Source organism: Parapedobacter flavus (assembly GCF_035818675.1).
Classification (GTDB): domain Bacteria; phylum Bacteroidota; class Bacteroidia; order Sphingobacteriales; family Sphingobacteriaceae; genus Parapedobacter; species Parapedobacter flavus.
Genome location: NZ_JAYKZZ010000013.1, coordinates 21,452 through 38,592 on the forward strand (window position 1 = coordinate 21,452; position 17,141 = coordinate 38,592).

Here is a 17,141-nt window from a genome sequence, read left to right on the forward strand (position 1 = left end):
TTGTCAATGTGCCAACCAATCCACGCCCTGCTTAAGCATGGAAAGGGTAAAGGCCTCCTCACTATCCGGCGCCGGCACGAAGTCGTACGCCCATTGTGCATGCGGTGGCAAACTCATCAAGATGGATTCGATACGGCCATTTGTTTCCAGTCCGAACTTCGTGCCCGCATCATATACGAGATTGAATTCTACATATCGCCCCCGTCTTAGGTGTTGCCATTGTTGTTGTTGTTCGGTAAATGTTTTATAGCGGTTCCTGTTTACCAGTTCCGAGTAAATGGGAACAAATGTGTTGCCAAGGGCACACGAAAACTCAAAAATATCCGACAACGGTACCCCTGTCTTTTCGGGGGTGAGTCTATCGTAGAAAACACCGCCTACACCGCGGGTCTCCCGGCGATGTTTGATGTAGAAATAGCGGTCGGCATGAGCCTTGAACTCCGGATAGAAAGTCGGGCTGTACCGGTCGCACACCGTTTTCAGCGATCGATGGAAGAAGGAGGCATCATCCAATTGCACATAATGCGGTGTCAGGTCTATCCCGCCCCCAAACCAGCGTACATTATCATTCAATTCGAAATACCGGATATTCATATGGATGATCGGCACGAAGGGGTTCTTTGGATGGATAACAATGGACACACCTGTGGCAAAAAACTGGTCATCATCTACCTTAAATGCCTTCTTCACCGGTTCGGGCAACACGCCGTGTACAGCAGAAAAATTTACGCCACCACGCTCGATCACGTTTCCGTGTTGGATGATACGGGTACGGCCGCCGCCACCGCCATCACGCTGCCACAATTCTTCAGCAAAGGTGGCTCCCCCATCCAATGCTTCCAATCCGCTGCATATCTCATCCTGTATGGTTTGATATCGCGCTGCTATCTGTTGCTTATCCATATCTGTCGCACCTCATCTTTAATAACCTACGGCCACATCATCGCCACGGGGATCCGCCCCACCCTGCAACGTGCCATCCGGTAGCACGAGAATGGCGTCTACACGGCCAATAGCCCGTCTATTAACCAGCTTATAGCCCGTCGTTGTCAGCGAATGGCGCACCGACTTACTGATTGCCGCTTTTTCTACGGCCACTTCAGCGGGCAACCATTGGTGATGGAACCTCGGTGCCGACACTGCTTCTTGCATATCCATTCCGAAATCTACCACATTCAATATGGTTTGGAATACCGAAGTCATAATCGTGGAACCACCCGGGGTTCCCACCACCATGAACAACTGGCCATCCTTCTCGACGATGGTTGGTGTCATGGAGCTCAGCATCCGTTTGCCGGGTTCGATGGCATTGGCTTCGCCGCCTGTTAATCCAAACATGTTGGGCGCCCCCGGCTTCACCGAGAAGTCATCCATTTCGTTGTTCAACAAAAAACCAGCCCCTGCCACGACCACCTGCGAACCGTATGAGCCGTTGATGGTCGTTGTAATCGCTACGGCGTTACCATCTTCATCCACAATGGAAAAATGGGTGGTTTCCTCGCTTTCCATCCGTGGTATTTCGCCCGCATAGATATCACTGCTAAAGGAGGCATGCCGAAAATTCAGATTACGCATACGATCGGCGTTATAGGCCGAGTCTATGAGCATTTCCCGTGGCACATCATAATAATCGGGGTCGCCCAAATGGGTCGCGCGGTCGGCATATACACGGCGTTCGGCCTCAATCATTACGCGCATGGTTGAGTCACGCTGAAACCCCCACTGCGAGAGCGGATAGCCCTCTACCGACTTCAACATGGATATCAGCGCAATGCCGCCACTGGATGGCGGAGGCATAGACACCACCCGGTACCCCCTATACGTTGAAGTTACCGGATCGCGCCACTTTGCTTCGTAATCTTTCAGGTCGTCGTGACTGATAATGCCGTTGCCGGCGGCCATTTCTGCCACGATGTGGTCTGCTGTTTCACCCTCGTAAAAACCAGCCCGCCCCTGCTCGCTAATCAGCGTTAGCGTATGGGCCAACTCGGGCTGCATCAACGTGTCGCCCGCCGTCCATTTGGCGGCTTTTATAAAAGCAGTACCTTCGGGGTTGTATTTTTCAAAGTTTTCCTTCCTGCGGTTGAGCTCGTCCGCTTGCATTTCTGTAATGGCAAACCCCTGTTCGGCCAACCGGATAGCCGGCTGCAGCAAGGTAGCCCAGTCCAGTTCTCCATAACGGTCATGCGCTTTCACCATCCCGTCGACGGAGCCGGGCACCCCCGAAGCCAGCTGACCACGTAAGCTGAGGTCAACAATCGGATTACCTTCGTCGTCGAGGTACATATCGGTCGTTGCCGCCTTTGGTGCTGCTTCGCGAAAATCAAGCGAGGCAAACTCTCCGTCGGCGCTTCTGTAAACCATAAAGCCACCGCCGCCGATGTTGCCCGCATTTGGGTACACCACAGCCAGTGCAAACTGCACAGCTACCGCCGCATCCACGGCGTTTCCGCCATCTTTCAACACCTGTAAGCCTACAGCGGATGCTTCTGGATGTGCCGTCACCACCGCGGCATGCTCGTATGATGGGGGTTGCGTTCCGCCTTCAGGCGCACTGCATGATAGGAGCGCGACGCATACAAAGGCGGTGATCAGGGTACGGATCCAAGTCGTGTTCTCGGTTAGTGTATACCTCATGGTTTAATCAAGTTAATTTGTCGGCCAACGTTTTCATTTCGATTACAGGTTGCTGTTGCTCATACAACACCCGGTATACCGCATGGCAAATAGGTAGCTCAATAGCGTGTTTGCGGCAAATCTGTTCGATGCAATTAGCAGCGTAATAGCCCTCAGCGACCATATTCATTTCCAATTGGGCGGATTTGACAGAATACCCTTTGCCAATCATGTTTCCAAAGGTACGATTCCGGCTGAATTGAGAATACGCCGTTACCAATAAATCGCCCAAATACACCGACTCCTTAATATCGCGGGTTATGGGATGGACCGTGTTTACGAAGTACGCCATTTCACGCAAGGCATTAGACACCAATACGGCCTGGAAATTATCGCCGAACCCGACGCCACGGCATATGCCCCCCGCCACGGCATAGATATTCTTGAGCACAGCGGCGTATTCCGTACCGTAGATGTCGTCAGAAACATTGGTTTTGATGTAACGGGTACCGATCAATGCGGCAACAGATTTTGCGGCATCGGTGTTTTGTGAGGCGACAGTAAGGTACGAAAGCTTTTCGAGCGATACTTCTTCCGCATGGCAGGGACCACCGATCACAACGATGTTATCGATCGGTATGTGGAGTTGTTCTTGGAGATAGTCGCCCACGATCTGGTTTTCATCGGGCACGATGCCTTTGATGGCCGAGACGATAATCTTATTTTTAAGCATCGCTGGCGGAATGTCGCGCAAGGCATCCTTTAGAAACGCTGCTGGCGTATTCAGTATCAAAATATCGGCATGCTCAGCGACCGCGCGCGCATCGACGTGGATATGACGTTTGGGGATTTTAACGGTTACCGCGCTTAGGTAATTCGGATTGTGTTTATAATTACGGATATAGTCGGCCGTTTGTGTGTTGCGGACCCACCAATAGACCGATTTGTCCACATCGTTATCGCCTAGCATCTTCACCATCGCGGTTGCCCAGCTCCCACTTCCTATCACACCAACGGATTGTTTTTCAGCTACCATAAGCTCCTACTATACGTGCGAGCGACTACTTATACCGCCAACCGTTAACAAAAAAGCCCCTCAATTCAACATCAAGAGGCTCGGTGGTACGCCAATCAGGATTCGAACCTGAGACCGACGGTTTAGAAAACCGTTGCTCTATCCAGCTGAGCTATTGGCGCATCCAATTTCCGCTGCAAATCTAGTTAAAATTGTAGAATATATAAACTATAAATACTTCCGCTTACGCATCTGATGTTGGCCTATAGCCACCAGCAGCAATATTATGCACGGCAGCGCCACATTGATCCACTGCCAAAGCACCCGCTCTTCCTGTACCTTCACACCATTCAACAGGCGTAATTTCAGTTCTTTCGCCCGCAAGTCGATGATGGCGCCGTCGTCGGTAAGGTAATCAACCGCATTCAAGAGGAATGTCTTATTGCCATACTGCTGTTCGGTATACCGATCCCATCCGAGCGGATAAGGCGATCCATCCGTAGGATTAACTTGTCCACTAAACACATCGCCATCGGCAATGGCGATCATCTTGGCAGGCTTTCCCCGTCGCGGTGTCGCCATTCCTTCGGGAATGCCCGCGGGCACCGGCCGATCGGCGAACACGGACGGGAATTCGCCCTCTAACAAGGTTGCCACTGTATACCGTTGGTTCCCAAATGACTCCGGATCCGGCTGCATGGCCGCCATCTGCAATGAAAATGTGGCGGGCACAGGCAGTACCCGCGAAAAAGGTGAAGAAGCGAGCAGTATGGTTTTATCTATTCCCGGTACGGCAATGGTGTCTAGCGTGCCTGCAAATTCACTGCGTATCCCATCGAGGTTTTTTACAATTGGCTGGTCATCATTTGGCACAAAAACAGGGTATAACGGCCAATGCGCCAATTCAATCGGCGTTTGGTTCGCCGTGCCGCCCATGGTAAGCGGTATTTGGGCACTGTTCAGATCGGCAATGAGGTCGTAGTTAAACCGTATCCCGTACGTAAACAACAGGTCATCGAGCTGGAGGTGTCGCGCCACGGCCGTTTGTTGCCCGTCTGATCGCAAACTATCCAAGTGGGCATCCAACTGGTCGATGGCCCAAATCACGCTCCCCCCTCCCATCACGTAGTGGTTGATTTTGTATTTCTCCGTCTCCGAAAACGGTTTTGTGGGCTTAGCGATGATGAGCGCCCCCAATCTGTTAAGCCCTCCTATGGTGATGCTATCTAAATTGACAAAACCCACCTGATAGCTACTCATCAAGCTTTGGATGGCATCGTATAGCTTTAGGTTATCCGGCTCACCGTGGCCCTCGGTAAAGCCAATAAGCGGTCTTCCGCCGCCTGCCGCCTTGCGGATGGCAGAAACCAAGGCATACTCCAGGTTTTGGATGGAATTGTTCAACGCCGCTTCGTGCGATTGGTTCATCCGGTTTTGCAGCAGGCTGACCGGGATATCGGTATCGTCAACGGTTACGAGTGCCGCCGGATATACCAGCTGTTGCGAAAATCCGGCATCTGTACGTACATTCAAGTTAGTAGGCATGACGCCATGTTGGGCGAGCGCGTCAGTGTTTTCGCGCTGTTGTTGCGTGTTGCCAGTCAGGGGGTCGACGACGCTAAAGCTCAACATGCCGGGAGCATATCGCTTCATATCGTGTAACATATCGATGGCCGCGCGTTTCAGCCGTTCAAAGCCCGCGGGCAGATCGCCATCCAGCAGTACAGTGACGTGAAGTGGCGCCCGGAGCTCTTTAATCGTTTTAATAGAAATGGGCGAAAGTGTAAACCGTTTGTCGGCCGTAAGGTCTATCCGCCCGAAAAACCATGCGGCAAATAGATTGATAACGATGATGCCGGATACCATCATCACGATACGTGTCATCATAGCCTTCACGGCCCATCGATCGCGCAAGAGCCAAGCATAAGCCGCTGCCAGAAAAACGAATATTACGCTGAAAAAATAAACGAGGTCGCGGCTATCGAGTACTCCCCGACTGATGGCATCAAAATGGGACTGAATACCCAGCGATGCAATGCCGTAAGCCATGTTTGAAAAAGCCGTTAGCCCACTTGCCGATTCGAATCCATAAAAAAGTAAAAAGCAACCGAACAAAGCCACCAGAAACGCCACGATAACGTTTTTATTGAGCGCTGACGCGAAAACACCCACTGCAGAGAAGGCAGCACCCAACAGGGTGAGGCCGATGTAAGACCCGACGATTGCGCCGGTGTCGACGTTGCCCACCGGCGTAGCAAGCTGGTAGATGGTTAAGTAGTAGACCGTGGTCGGTATCAGCGCCAACAACACAATGGTAAGACTGCCTAGGAATTTACCCAAAAGGATGTGGTGCATGCTTACCGGCCGGGTTAGCAGCAGTTGCCAAGTCCCATCACTTCTTTCGCCCGCGATGCTCCGCATGGTGATGGCCGGGATGAAGAACATGAAGAGGTATGGGCTCAATTGGAAGAAACTATCAAGCGAGGCATAACCATGCGCCAAAACACTGGTATCCGGAAACACCCACAGCAGCAATCCGGTCGCCAACAGGAACAGCCCGATGGCGAGGTAGCCGGTTAAGGAGTTGAAAAAAGCAGTGATTTCTTTTATATAGATGCTGCGCAAACCATTTGATTTTTGATGGTTCGAAAATAGGAAAAGGAGGCGACATCGCAAACAGGTGTGGTAAACCAGCCCCACAATTTATATTCTCCTGATAATGTTGTCATTGCTAAAAAAAGCATAATTGAATTTGCAAAATGTGCGAGAGTTCGTACTTTTGCGGCGGAGAGTTGGCAGAGTGGTCGAATGCGGCGGTCTTGAAAACCGTTGACTGTCAAAGGTCCGGGGGTTCGAATCCCTCACTCTCCGCTAAGAGGGATTTCATCATGAAGTCCCTCTTTTTTTTCGTAAATTAAAAGTCCTTTTTCTTTCATTTCCATATGGTTATGTGCTAATATATTCAGCATAGTAGGTGTTCGATAAATGCCATCTTCATAGTATAAATTGCTGTCGAACACCCTATTCACAAATTCCCGTTTTTGGAGCGTATCGGATTGGGCATAAACATGACGCATATCAGTCAATAGGTCTAATCTATCTTCCAGTATCATAAACGCACGACTCTGATCATCTTGTAAACGTTCTATTGAAGCTTTCAGGTTCAGTACCTCATTATTATAAATTGAATACCAACGGTCATAAGTTTCTTTGTTGATTTCATTTTTTATCCATTTCTCCTCAACAGAAAATAACTTCTCCTCTACTTCCTGCAATATTTTATTTTTTCCTATCGCCTTCTTGCGGTTATTTTCCATTTCTTTGTCAATAGACGCTCTACTTGCAATCCTAATCTTTTTAACCTTTGATATAGGGAGGCTCATCAATTCACAGGCATCTAAAAATTGTTTGTGGGCTTTAATCGCACTTATGTTGTTGTGCTTCGAATGCCTGCATTTATAATAATAGAAATATTTACCGGATTTCCCTCTTGAAGGAGCACCGGTCAAAGGATTTCCGCAATGGCACTTTAACACCCCACGTAAGGGTATTTCATCGTCTAAAATTGCCCGCTTCTTTTCTGGCCGTTTTATTTTCTCTTGCACCATCATCCATGTAGCCTTATCAATGATAGCTTCGTGGATGCCATCAAACAATCCTCCAGCATTACCTTTATAGGATTCCACCTTTAACAAACCAGCATACGTGGGATTTTTGAGTACTCGTTCAATAGCCATATTACCTTTGGTTATAAAACCTAATTGCCGAGCTTGCTCCTTTATCATATATAATGGTGTATCTCTCAGATAGGCATCGTATATGAAACGCACAATTTTAGCTTCGGTTTCTTCTACTACTAATCGCCTTTCTTTCCGTTCTCCTTCTTTTCTATATCCAAACGGAGCATTTTTGTATACATACCTACCCTCTTTAGCTTTTGCAGTATAGATTCCTCCTTTTACTTTAATGCTTCGATTTATATTATCCTCTTCCGCAAGCAAAAGTTGTAAGCCCGCACGAAAGAAACTGCCGGGGGTATCATAATCAAAAGTTATCCCTTCTGTCACACTTACAATCTGTATATTGTATTTCTTTTGCAGAAGCTTTACCATACTCATCGCTTCGCCTGCTTCGCGACTGAAACGATCAAGCTGATCAACCAATAGGTAATCGACCGTTTTATGATGTTTCAGAATGAATTCCTTCAGTTTGATAAAGTCTGGGCGGTCAAAGGTTCGAGCACTTTTGCCCCGGTCTATAAAAGTATCTACCAATTTTACATCATTAAACTTCAGCCATTGGTCAGTATAAAGCTCTTGTCTTTCAATGGAACCGTTACTTTGTCCGAGTTGGCTGAACCTGAGGTACCTGATGGCGTGTTTCATAGTATTCCTTTAATGTGGATGACACAATCATCTCAATGATTAAATCTACTAATTTTTCCTCTTTTTCCCGCTCTCTTTGTTCTTCTATTTTCAACATATTTTTTTCCAGTTCAGTAATTTCTTTACTATTCATAGCTGACTCACTTTACGTTCATATAAAATGAAACTGCTTTTCAGTTTCATTTTTGAAATTACAGGGAATGGTTATTTCAGCTATTAATGTTGCAGTGGGATGTTGGATTTGGCGTCGTGTTGCCATATTCTATCCCCAATCCGTTTCATCCATGTGCCGTTCCAGGTTTTCCTTCAGGGCGTCTAAGTAAGTCGTCCGATTCTTTTTGCGGATGCGCATATTCTGGAAAGCCCGGTAAAAATTACCTACCTGAACGCCGAATGCAATCTCCAGACTGGCGACGATGGTTTTTATATCCCCTTTCCCATGATTGATTGACCCTCTGGCGTGCATCGCATAAGCCAGTTCAATCAGTGCGGTCTTAGAGTCTGTCCATAAGCTTGGCCGGTTGGTGGGAGTAATTGCATTCCATGCAGGATGTGCTAAATTGTACATCATTTGCTGAATGTATTCAATGAGCTGTTCGTATGCCTGCATTCTGGCCAGCATAGAGCTATGCAGCGTAGAGAACTGGGGATCCAGATCAAGGGAATATTCATGCGGCACCGGCTGCTGTTCTTTACCGGCATCTCTGATAAAAAACAATTCATCTTGGGTGGTTTGACCGGTTCGGTAATAGCTATACAGCATCCTGTTACGGGTAAGGAAATCATCGAACCTTTCCAGTGTCCGCTTTAGAAAACTTTGCAATTTTTTTTTGCCGCCCATCGGTTTGTTCAGCTCTATATGGTAGAGTTCCGTATAAAAAATGAGTTCGCAGAAGAATTTTGGCTTTATCTCCTTGAAAAAACGTATCTCCTCCACTTTACTTTTAAAATCATAACGCACCATATACGCTTTTAATCGCTGCAAAACAGCCTGTATTGCCTCACAGGATTGGGCCGCTTGTTGCAATGGGTCACCGGCTGCCGAAAGAGCCGCCTCTTCTAATGACGCCTTCATTTCTTCATACAGGCTATGGATAAATTGATGCATAACACCTTCATTTGATATCTGTCATTCCGTGTTCGAAAATAGGGACAATACAACGCTGCCGGTATCCGGTTCTTCCGGTGTTTTCCTGAAGTAGTGAAATTAAATCACGAAGTAGCGTCCATCCAAGATGAAATAAGTTATACTATCGGCATGGATGGTGACTTCTAACGACCGGGTTAAGGTATGATCTGACAAAGCAACGGGCAGCCGTATCAAAAGGAGCAATCAAGAGGCTAATATAGTTGTTCATGGAACGCTAACATAGAGCAAACGCGACATTATCGTATTTTCCCTTCAAGGGTGGTTATAAGCTTGGGGTCGGAGTTCCTGATGCGCAAATCCATGGCAGTGGGTGTGGCACCTGAAAATATTTTGAAATCATGGATCATGTGCATCTGGTCTGCATAACCGAATTCGTATGCAATCCTGTACCAAGGCATGGCAGGATGCGCTTCTTTATAGATACAGGCACTTGTAAAACGCATAATCTTAGCAAATAGCTTAGGAGAGATGCCCAAGATATGCAGGGATTTCCGTTGTAGCTGCCGTATGCTAAGGCCTGCATAGTCCGCAACTGTTTTGACGGATAGATTCCCTTTGGTTCTAATCAATTCGTTGATAGCCCTGTCAAAAACAGATAAAGGTTTTATACCGGTTGCTTTTTGGAGGAGGAATAGTTCCGTTATCATAAAAATCTCATGATTGCTCTTTGCATTCTTTAGCCTGTCTGCCAACCGATTTATTTCATTGCCCCAAACCAATGAGGCGTCTATCCGGTTGTTCACTAATTCGCAAACGGGTATCCCTGATAAACGTGTTATCCCGCCGGGCTTAAAAGCAATGCCCACAATATGGCGGCGTTGCCCCAGATCAACGGTATCTTTCAGGAGCCGTGGACCGATAATAAAATTCTGTGGCTGATCCAACAATTGGCCTTCTGTCGGTGGCTTGGTCATCGAGGGTTCATTGTGGATAGTAATAAAGATATGGCTGGTTACCGACCACGGATAGGTATATACCGAATCAAAAGAATAACGGGTTGCATCCCAGTCCAGAATAAAAATAGATTCTACGCAATCCTGTAATGCCGGTTGTACCGGAAACAGCATATAAAAATGAGTTTCTATTCCGTATGAATTATTTTCCCGCGAGTGTGGCATTGCTTAATGCTTGTTTTTAAAAAAAGGCGCATAAGCTACAATATTGTTTTAATATTTTATGAGGGGAAATTTACCCCCCAAAATGAGGGGTAAATTTCCCCCTGTTTTTTAAAGTAATCATAGGTTATTTTTAGCGACTAAACAGTATATATGATACAGGTAGCCTATGCCGATGACCATGAACTCGTAAGGAAAGGGACAATATCCCTGTTAAGTTCTGCACAAATAAAGTTTGTATTGGAAGCCGAACACGGTGAGGAGATGTTACAACTACTGGAGCAGGAGGAAGTGTTACCGGACATTTGTATGGTGGACATCAGTATGCCGGTGATGGATGGCTTTGCCTTGGTTGCGGAGATGAAAAAACGGTGGCCGGAAATAGGCGTTTTGGTTTTGACCGCTTATAAATCAGACCTGAATATCATTCGGATGATTAAGGCAGGTGCAAATGGCTATTTGTTGAAAAGCACTTCCCCGGCAGAAATCAAACTGGCTTTACAGCTTATTCACGAGACGGGATTTTATTTTTCAGAACTTGTCAGCAACAAGCTCTATCACATGGTTCAACATGTGAAAGAAAGTGCCATCAACTTTACGGAGAGGGAAATGGAATTTTTGCAGTATTGCTGCTCCGATCTTTCTTATGAACAGATTGCCGAAGCCATGAACGTTTCATCCAGAACTGTTCATGGGTACTGTGAACGCATTTTTGCCAAATTCGGGGTCAACAGCCGTATCGGCTTGGTGCTTGTGGCCATGAAATCAGGTATTGTACCCTAAAAAACATTAGTTTATTCACACTAAAATAAATATAACATGAAAAACACAGTCCTATTTATTGGCATCTTGGCATTCACTACTCAGGCATGCAGAAACAGTTCCGAGCAAACCCCTCAAAACGGCGATTCGCCCCAAACAAACTTACAAACAAGGGTCGAATCCGCATATTCCCAATTCATACCGATTGACTCTGCGAATAAAATGATTGGCAGTTATCTTGCCAGCATTGACTATACAAACAATGACACGGATCTTCAGTCCCTGATTATCAGTGCTGACCAGTTGGAGCAATATATCAACCAGACACCGGGTGATATCGCTTATTTCAAATTGATGTTGGCTCACCGGCTGGATTATATCAATGCCGGGAACGATGGTGTCTATGACGGCTATAACAGAAATGCCCTGACGATTGTCATTGCAGGATATAATAATAATGGAGATGCCATATACTTTGATGACGGCTTTGTACTGGACTACAGCTCACCCTGTCCTCCGGGTTGCCCTCCCGACGTGGCAGGAAATCCCGGTGACGCAGAAAGTCCTTTATTACCCTAATAATGCCACTTATGGAATCTTATTATGTAACAAACAACCTGCTGATTGGAAGCCTTGCACTGGCTGTTGGGAATGGTCTGTGGCGCTACCGTAAGCTTGATACTGGAATGAAATTTTTTTGGATGCTGATTTGTACTACAATGATTAGTGAAGTGCTCGCCTACATTTTGGCAATCAGGTATGGGAATAATCTGGGGGTATATGCAGTATCAAGCATTGTAAGTATATTCTTTACCTGCATGTACTTTAATTACAGCATTCCTTTATTCCATAAATACAAGGTAGGTTATATCATTGCAGCTATCAGTACCGCCATCGGTATTATCAGTAATTTTTTTCTACAATCTGTCAATCAGTTTCCCAGTTATTTTCTGCATTACCAAGCTTTGATAGTAATTGCAATGGCGATGTTCTCATTGGCTCAAATGCTGTATAGCTATGACTATTTCGATGTGAAGGTGGAGCCTCATTTTTGGGCATGTGTTATTCTCATATTTTTTTGGAGTATCACCTATTTTAACTGGACACTGTTCCAATATTACAAGCTTCGGTTGGAGCAGCATAACAGGTTCATCTTGCTTTCCATGTTTATGGTAAACCTGATAACGAACATAGGGACTGCCTTGCTCTTATTCCTTACTCCAAAAATGCAAAAGGATGTCAGATAATTTGTTTTCACAACTCATCTTCGCAAGCACTTTGGTGCTTGTCGTATTTGCATTTTTCATCGTGTACTTTTTTGTTATTCAGCGCATGAGGATGAACCGCCATTACCTCGAAAAACAACAATTGCTGCTGGAAATGCAACATAGGGAACTGTCATTATGTTTTGAGGAACGGGAGCTCACGATGACCCAGGTATCCAAGGAAGTGCATGATAATATTGGTCAGATCGCACACCTTGCCCGGATGCATCTGCACGTCATAGAAAGCTGTGCTTACGATTCCTACCAGCTAAAGCTGATAAAATACGTATCGGAATTAACCGACCAACTGATTAACCACACCCATGACATCAGCCATTCCCTGAATAGTGATTTCATAAAGGAAAGAGGATTGTCGAGAGTACTGGAAGATGATTTGGAACAGATCAGGACAGCCTCGGATATGGCCTGTTTTATACATACGGAGGGCGACAGCCATTCGCTGGATCCGGAAAAGCAGTTATTGGTATATCGTATTGCTCAGGAAGTCATTCATAATACGCTAAAACATGCCAAAGCCAGCTTACTGGAAGTCAATCTTGACCATACACCCAAAGGCTTTATGATTCGTATTGTCGATAACGGCAAAGGGTATAATCAGGAAAAAATAGAAGGGAAAGGCACGATGGGTCTTCGGAATATGAAGGAGCGGGCCAAATTGCTGAACGGAAACCTGAGTATCAAAACCGCAGAAGGAAAGGGGTGTATTGTCACGCTGACGATTGACAAAGCAGAAACCCCAAGTAGTAGGCCTCTAAAAAGAAATTGACAATGAATGCCCCTTTGTGATGAAAGCATATTTGTATGGGCAAGAGAAAAGCAATGATATTGTTCGAGGCCGACCTGCAAAGGTTGGAAGCCATCCGTGTATATATTGGAAGTCATCTCTCCTCCAATTTAAGTACGGAAAGATTAGCCTCTTTATTTGATTGTAACCCTTCCAGGCTTAAAAGACAATTTCAGCATGTATATAAAATGACATTACGCAAGTATATTTTAGAATGCAGGATGCTTCATGCACAGACACTAATCCATGAAAAAAATGCAACCGTATGTGAAATAGCTTCCTCAGTAGGCTATAAAAACAGGACAAGTTTTACCCATGCTTTTCGTTCATTTTTTGGATATGCGCCGTTTGAGTTATTAATGCAGCAGATGAGCCGTCAGAAAGTGAAGTAAACATAATTGCACATCTTTTTCAAAAAATGCACATCTTTTTTCAAAAATGCACATGTTTCTCTGAAAATGCACATGTTTTATCAAAACTAGCACATCCTTCGGTGTAATTTCACATCAACAATCTCAACACCATCTTATGAAGAAAACGACGATTGAAATTATCACATCCTTATTCATATTGCTATGGGTATATGCGGCGTTGAGCAAATTGTTGGATTACGAAACATTCAAAGTGCAGCTGGGCAAATCACCCCTGCTGACAGATTTTGCCGGGTTCGCTGCGATAGCGGTTCCTGTATCGGAACTCCTTATTGCAGGGATGCTATTACTCAAACGATTCAGGCTTTTGGGTTTGTATGCTTCGCTATTTATGATGGTGATGTTTACGGCATATATCATTGCCATTCTGAATTTCAGCTATTATATCCCTTGCAGTTGCGGAGGCATACTGAGCTCATTGGGATGGACGGAACATATAATATTCAATTTGGTATTCGTGGGGCTGGCAATAGTGGGGATCATATTTTCGGTTGCAGGGCAAAGGCAGACCAATGCAACGAGGGGGAGTACTATTAAAACACACCCCGTCCCGGGTGTGTGATGCATACCGATGTTGCGGCAGGATTGCCCCCGAAGAGTTTTCAATCCTGCCAATGCATAGAAACCGTTGTACTGGCAACTTTGATGCGGTATCGGTATGAAGGGACGCGTTTCCCTGCGAGAATGGGCATATAAGTAACTCACATCGGGCAATCCGTTGTCCGATGTGTTTCAAAAAGGATGGGAATAATTGAAGATAACAATATTTCCGAACCTGCATAATACACACAGACCCGACCGGTTAGGCCAAGCAGATTGGGTGTATGCTATTATCAGGGGAGGACAGCACCATCAGGAAGAAACCCGCTTTCCTGAGTGCTGAACAAAAAGCGGGCATTTTCTAACCGCCACAATGCTTAAAAATCGAAGCATGTAGCATCGCAATTTTTTTAAACATAAAATTTTTTTCACCATGAGACACAAAGTGAAATTATCGCTTACAGCGATAGCATTCGTATTAGGAATCGGTGCAGCTTTTGCGACAAAAGCAAATGATCCTGAACCTGACCTATGCTCAATAGTTGAGCAGAACGGGACATGCACACAGACAAATGAAGAAGTATGTTGCTACAATACCGTGATTGGAGGTTCTTATAAAACAGGGCCATTCAACCCAATGCAGTAATATCTTCCAACTGTACGCTGTCGATTATTGTATTGACAGCGTACTTTTAATATTGTTACATATGGTTGAGAAAAGAAAGTCCATTTTAAATATTCTGGTAATTATATTGTTGGCACTTATTGTTGTCGTGATATTGTTTTGGATTATGCCCAAACCTTTGAATGAAGGAAATGGTTTTACAAGGATTCTATTTTCTGACTACCTCAAAGCGAAATCTGTACAAGGAAAACCCAATGACGTTACCCACATAGCAGGATTTACAAACGATTCAATTTACTTTCAATCCAATCGTGCAGACAAGCTGTATTCATCAACTTTAAAGTTGGAAGGATTTAATCATAGAACGCTTAAACTTTCTGTGAATGACACGTTAACAAGCTTGTTTCGTATTCAAGTTCTGTTTCCATATTTATACATTTATGGGTCCAATGTGCCAACTATCATACGATACGACTTGCAAAATGACACCTGTTGGAGCCGCCCAATGCAATCTCCTTTTATTCGGGCTGTAAATATTTCTGCCAACACGTTTGTGGTAAGAGGAGTTGCAGAGAATCAATCTTGGCATGTGTTCAAAAATATATCCCTTTCGGATAATCAGGAAAAAATTTCAGATAGTGGTAACTGGGATGGCTCAAACGGCGTTATTAAAACAGATGGTTTGCTATATTATGATACGGCTACGCAAAACTTATGCTATACATTCTTTTATCAGAATGGATTTCTGTGTATGGATACTACCCTCCAAAACACAGTGTTACACAAGACGATAGACAATGTGATTACAAACAGGAGTACGGTAGCACATGTTTCATCGACCTATACATTGTCGTCTGCCCCACAGATTGTAAGTTATGAAGGCTGTGTTTATAACGGCATCTTGTTTCTGCAATCGGCAGTTAAGGGAGATAATGAACGGTCAGATATTTTTAACAGAAATTCAGTGATAGATGTATATAGATTAAAAAACGGGAAGTATATAGGTAGCTTCTATATACCTCCCTTTAAAAATGAAAAAGCGCTAAAATTCAGACGTTACCAAGATATTCTTTTGGTCCTTTACAAAAGTAATGTGGTGGCTTACTCACTAACTAAGGAGATTTAGCCCTACGGTGGATTAGTTAATCTGAGGATTTCTGTCCTTTAAAACCATTTGTTTTGTGGAGCGGTATTCCCTTTTGAGTTCAAGCCCATACTGCCGCAGCTTATTGTTTACGTCATCGATGTCCTTCATGTAGGCATCCAGCCTTACATCAACATTCTCAGCTATCCCCGTTTCATTCAAAAACGTTTTTCGCTGATTAAAAAACCATAGGTAATACAATAGTTTCGACAATGGCATATTCTTTAATTGGACTCCAGTTAAACTGGCTTTTGCGGACGACTTTTCATCGCTTGCCAGTAAGTTGACGTCATTATTTTTAACCAATACATAGCATAATTCAGGTGCGTATTCGATAACGACCTCCAAATCATAAAACTTTTTCAAATCTTTCTGCATGATTTTCAGAATATCTTTGGATTTCTCCTCCGAGACAATCAATTCATAGCATACAGCAGCCTTATATTTCTCCATACTATAGTCTCCTGTCATCTTGTATAATGCAGAATCGGGGGTCTCAAATCGCACCCTGTGATAAGGGAATGGCCTATTTTCATCACCGTAAGCTGTCGTATACAATGACATGATATGTCTGTTGTATACACCAACATGAGTACCTTTGCCGTTCGGAGGATAATATCCTCCGGCCCAAATGCCTTCTTGATATCCGGTTAGAACAGATTGAAACTTTACGTTTAAATCGCCTGAGTAGTTACCATTAATGAAAAGAGGTTTACTGTCGTCTGTAACTAAATATTGTGAGTCGTCTTCTTTTATGGGAAAATTGACTCTATTTCCACTCACAAACAATCGCAGATTTTCTTCAGTCACATAACTATCATTGGTCACTGCACGTAAGACGCCTTGGTCGTCAATCCAGATATAATGCGGGACTGTTTTAATATTGAATTTTTTTGACAAGGTAGTATCCACTGCGATAGGCAAGGTGATGGGTTTGCCAACCGTTTCCATCCGGTTATAGAGATTCTGGATTTTTTCCTTCCCATCAATTCCAACCAATATGATATTTAGCTGACCTTTAAATTTTTCCTGTAATGTGGATGTTTTAGGCATATTTGCAATACAGGGAGCACAGAATGTTCCCCAGAAATCCAGTAATAAATACTTGCCCTTTAAGTCCTTCAGCGTTATTTCTGATGATGAAGAGTTGATTAATGTATTGAACTTGAAATCAGGGAATGGTTTCCCAATCATATCAGAAATTGAAAGTGATTGCGCGAATAGCGAGGGAACGCACAAAAGCAAAAACAGTATACCACTAAATCTTTTCATACTTCTTCTTTTAAAA

General features: G+C 44.7%; 17 protein-coding genes and 2 tRNA genes. 9 read left to right on the top strand and 10 right to left on the bottom strand.

Annotated elements, in window-relative coordinates:
• Positions 1-3: 3 nt before the first annotated feature.
• From hemF to gldG, 5 genes are all read right to left on the bottom strand, one after another.
• The gene (hemF, locus tag U9S71_RS11170; RefSeq protein WP_326327527.1) at positions 4-903 is read right to left on the bottom strand and encodes an oxygen-dependent coproporphyrinogen oxidase; all 900 of its coding nucleotides are present in this window, start codon (positions 901-903) and stop codon (positions 4-6) included.
• 18 nt (positions 904-921) lie between these two features.
• The gene (gene ggt, locus U9S71_RS11175) at positions 922-2,637 is read right to left on the bottom strand and encodes a gamma-glutamyltransferase (protein WP_326327528.1); all 1,716 of its coding nucleotides are present in this window, start codon (positions 2,635-2,637) and stop codon (positions 922-924) included.
• A gap of 7 nt (positions 2,638-2,644) precedes the next feature.
• Positions 2,645-3,652, bottom strand: a complete 1,008-nt coding sequence (locus U9S71_RS11180) for an NAD(P)H-dependent glycerol-3-phosphate dehydrogenase (RefSeq protein ID WP_326327530.1) — start codon at positions 3,650-3,652, stop codon at positions 2,645-2,647.
• An 84-nt stretch (positions 3,653-3,736) separates the two neighbouring features.
• A tRNA-Arg gene (locus tag U9S71_RS11185) sits at positions 3,737-3,813 on the bottom strand.
• 46 nt (positions 3,814-3,859) lie between these two features.
• On the bottom strand, positions 3,860-6,256 hold the full coding sequence (gene gldG / locus U9S71_RS11190) for a gliding motility-associated ABC transporter substrate-binding protein GldG (protein ID WP_326327531.1): 2,397 nt from the start codon (positions 6,254-6,256) through the stop codon (positions 3,860-3,862).
• Between the two features lie 161 nt (positions 6,257-6,417).
• Between gldG and U9S71_RS11195 the strand changes: the two genes are divergently transcribed.
• Positions 6,418-6,502, top strand: a tRNA-Ser gene (locus U9S71_RS11195).
• Here the strand turns inward: U9S71_RS11195 and U9S71_RS11200 are convergent.
• The 4 genes from U9S71_RS11200 to U9S71_RS11215 form a co-directional block, all read right to left on the bottom strand.
• A complete protein-coding gene (locus U9S71_RS11200) occupies positions 6,493-8,016 on the bottom strand; it encodes a recombinase family protein (protein WP_326327532.1) in 1,524 nt (507 codons plus the stop codon). The genes U9S71_RS11195 and U9S71_RS11200 overlap by 10 nt on opposite strands.
• The gene (locus U9S71_RS11205; RefSeq protein WP_326327533.1) at positions 7,967-8,149 is read right to left on the bottom strand and encodes a hypothetical protein; all 183 of its coding nucleotides are present in this window, start codon (positions 8,147-8,149) and stop codon (positions 7,967-7,969) included. Before U9S71_RS11205 ends, U9S71_RS11200 begins: the two co-directional genes overlap by 50 nt.
• Before the next feature lie 129 nt (positions 8,150-8,278).
• Positions 8,279-9,124 carry an RteC domain-containing protein gene (locus tag U9S71_RS11210; protein WP_326327535.1) on the bottom strand — a complete coding sequence of 282 codons (846 nt, stop codon included), beginning with the start codon at positions 9,122-9,124 and terminating at the stop codon, positions 8,279-8,281.
• A 278-nt stretch (positions 9,125-9,402) separates the two neighbouring features.
• Complete coding sequence (locus U9S71_RS11215; protein ID WP_326327536.1) at positions 9,403-10,233, bottom strand: helix-turn-helix domain-containing protein; 831 nt, start codon at positions 10,231-10,233, stop codon at positions 9,403-9,405.
• Positions 10,234-10,434: 201 nt separating this feature from the next.
• On the opposite strand from U9S71_RS11215, the gene U9S71_RS11220 reads away from it, so the two are divergent.
• From U9S71_RS11220 to U9S71_RS11250, 8 genes are all read left to right on the top strand, one after another.
• The gene (locus U9S71_RS11220) at positions 10,435-11,064 is read left to right on the top strand and encodes a response regulator transcription factor (RefSeq protein ID WP_326327538.1); all 630 of its coding nucleotides are present in this window, start codon (positions 10,435-10,437) and stop codon (positions 11,062-11,064) included.
• 36 nt (positions 11,065-11,100) lie between these two features.
• Positions 11,101-11,622, top strand: coding sequence for a hypothetical protein (locus tag U9S71_RS11225; RefSeq protein ID WP_326327539.1), 522 nt, complete (start codon positions 11,101-11,103; stop codon positions 11,620-11,622).
• A gap of 11 nt (positions 11,623-11,633) precedes the next feature.
• Positions 11,634-12,290: a hypothetical protein gene (locus U9S71_RS11230; RefSeq protein ID WP_326327541.1), complete on the top strand. Its 657-nt coding sequence runs from the start codon at positions 11,634-11,636 to the stop codon at positions 12,288-12,290.
• Positions 12,280-13,095, top strand: coding sequence for a sensor histidine kinase (locus tag U9S71_RS11235; protein ID WP_326327542.1), 816 nt, complete (start codon positions 12,280-12,282; stop codon positions 13,093-13,095). The genes U9S71_RS11230 and U9S71_RS11235 overlap by 11 nt, the downstream gene beginning before the upstream one ends.
• A gap of 35 nt (positions 13,096-13,130) precedes the next feature.
• Positions 13,131-13,505: a helix-turn-helix domain-containing protein gene (locus U9S71_RS11240; protein ID WP_326327544.1), complete on the top strand. Its 375-nt coding sequence runs from the start codon at positions 13,131-13,133 to the stop codon at positions 13,503-13,505.
• Positions 13,506-13,641: 136 nt separating this feature from the next.
• Positions 13,642-14,106: a MauE/DoxX family redox-associated membrane protein gene (locus tag U9S71_RS11245; RefSeq protein WP_326327545.1), complete on the top strand. Its 465-nt coding sequence runs from the start codon at positions 13,642-13,644 to the stop codon at positions 14,104-14,106.
• 411 nt (positions 14,107-14,517) lie between these two features.
• Positions 14,518-14,730 carry a DUF6520 family protein gene (locus U9S71_RS21065; RefSeq protein ID WP_436410323.1) on the top strand — a complete coding sequence of 71 codons (213 nt, stop codon included), beginning with the start codon at positions 14,518-14,520 and terminating at the stop codon, positions 14,728-14,730.
• 61 nt (positions 14,731-14,791) lie between these two features.
• Positions 14,792-15,835 (top strand): hypothetical protein, encoded by a 1,044-nt coding sequence (locus U9S71_RS11250; protein WP_326327546.1) that lies wholly within the window; start codon positions 14,792-14,794, stop codon positions 15,833-15,835.
• Between the two features lie 12 nt (positions 15,836-15,847).
• Here the strand turns inward: U9S71_RS11250 and U9S71_RS11255 are convergent, their stop codons facing one another.
• Entirely contained in the window at positions 15,848-17,125 is a 1,278-nt protein-coding gene (locus tag U9S71_RS11255; protein ID WP_326327547.1) for a TlpA family protein disulfide reductase, read from the bottom strand.
• Positions 17,126-17,141: the final 16 nt, after the last annotated feature.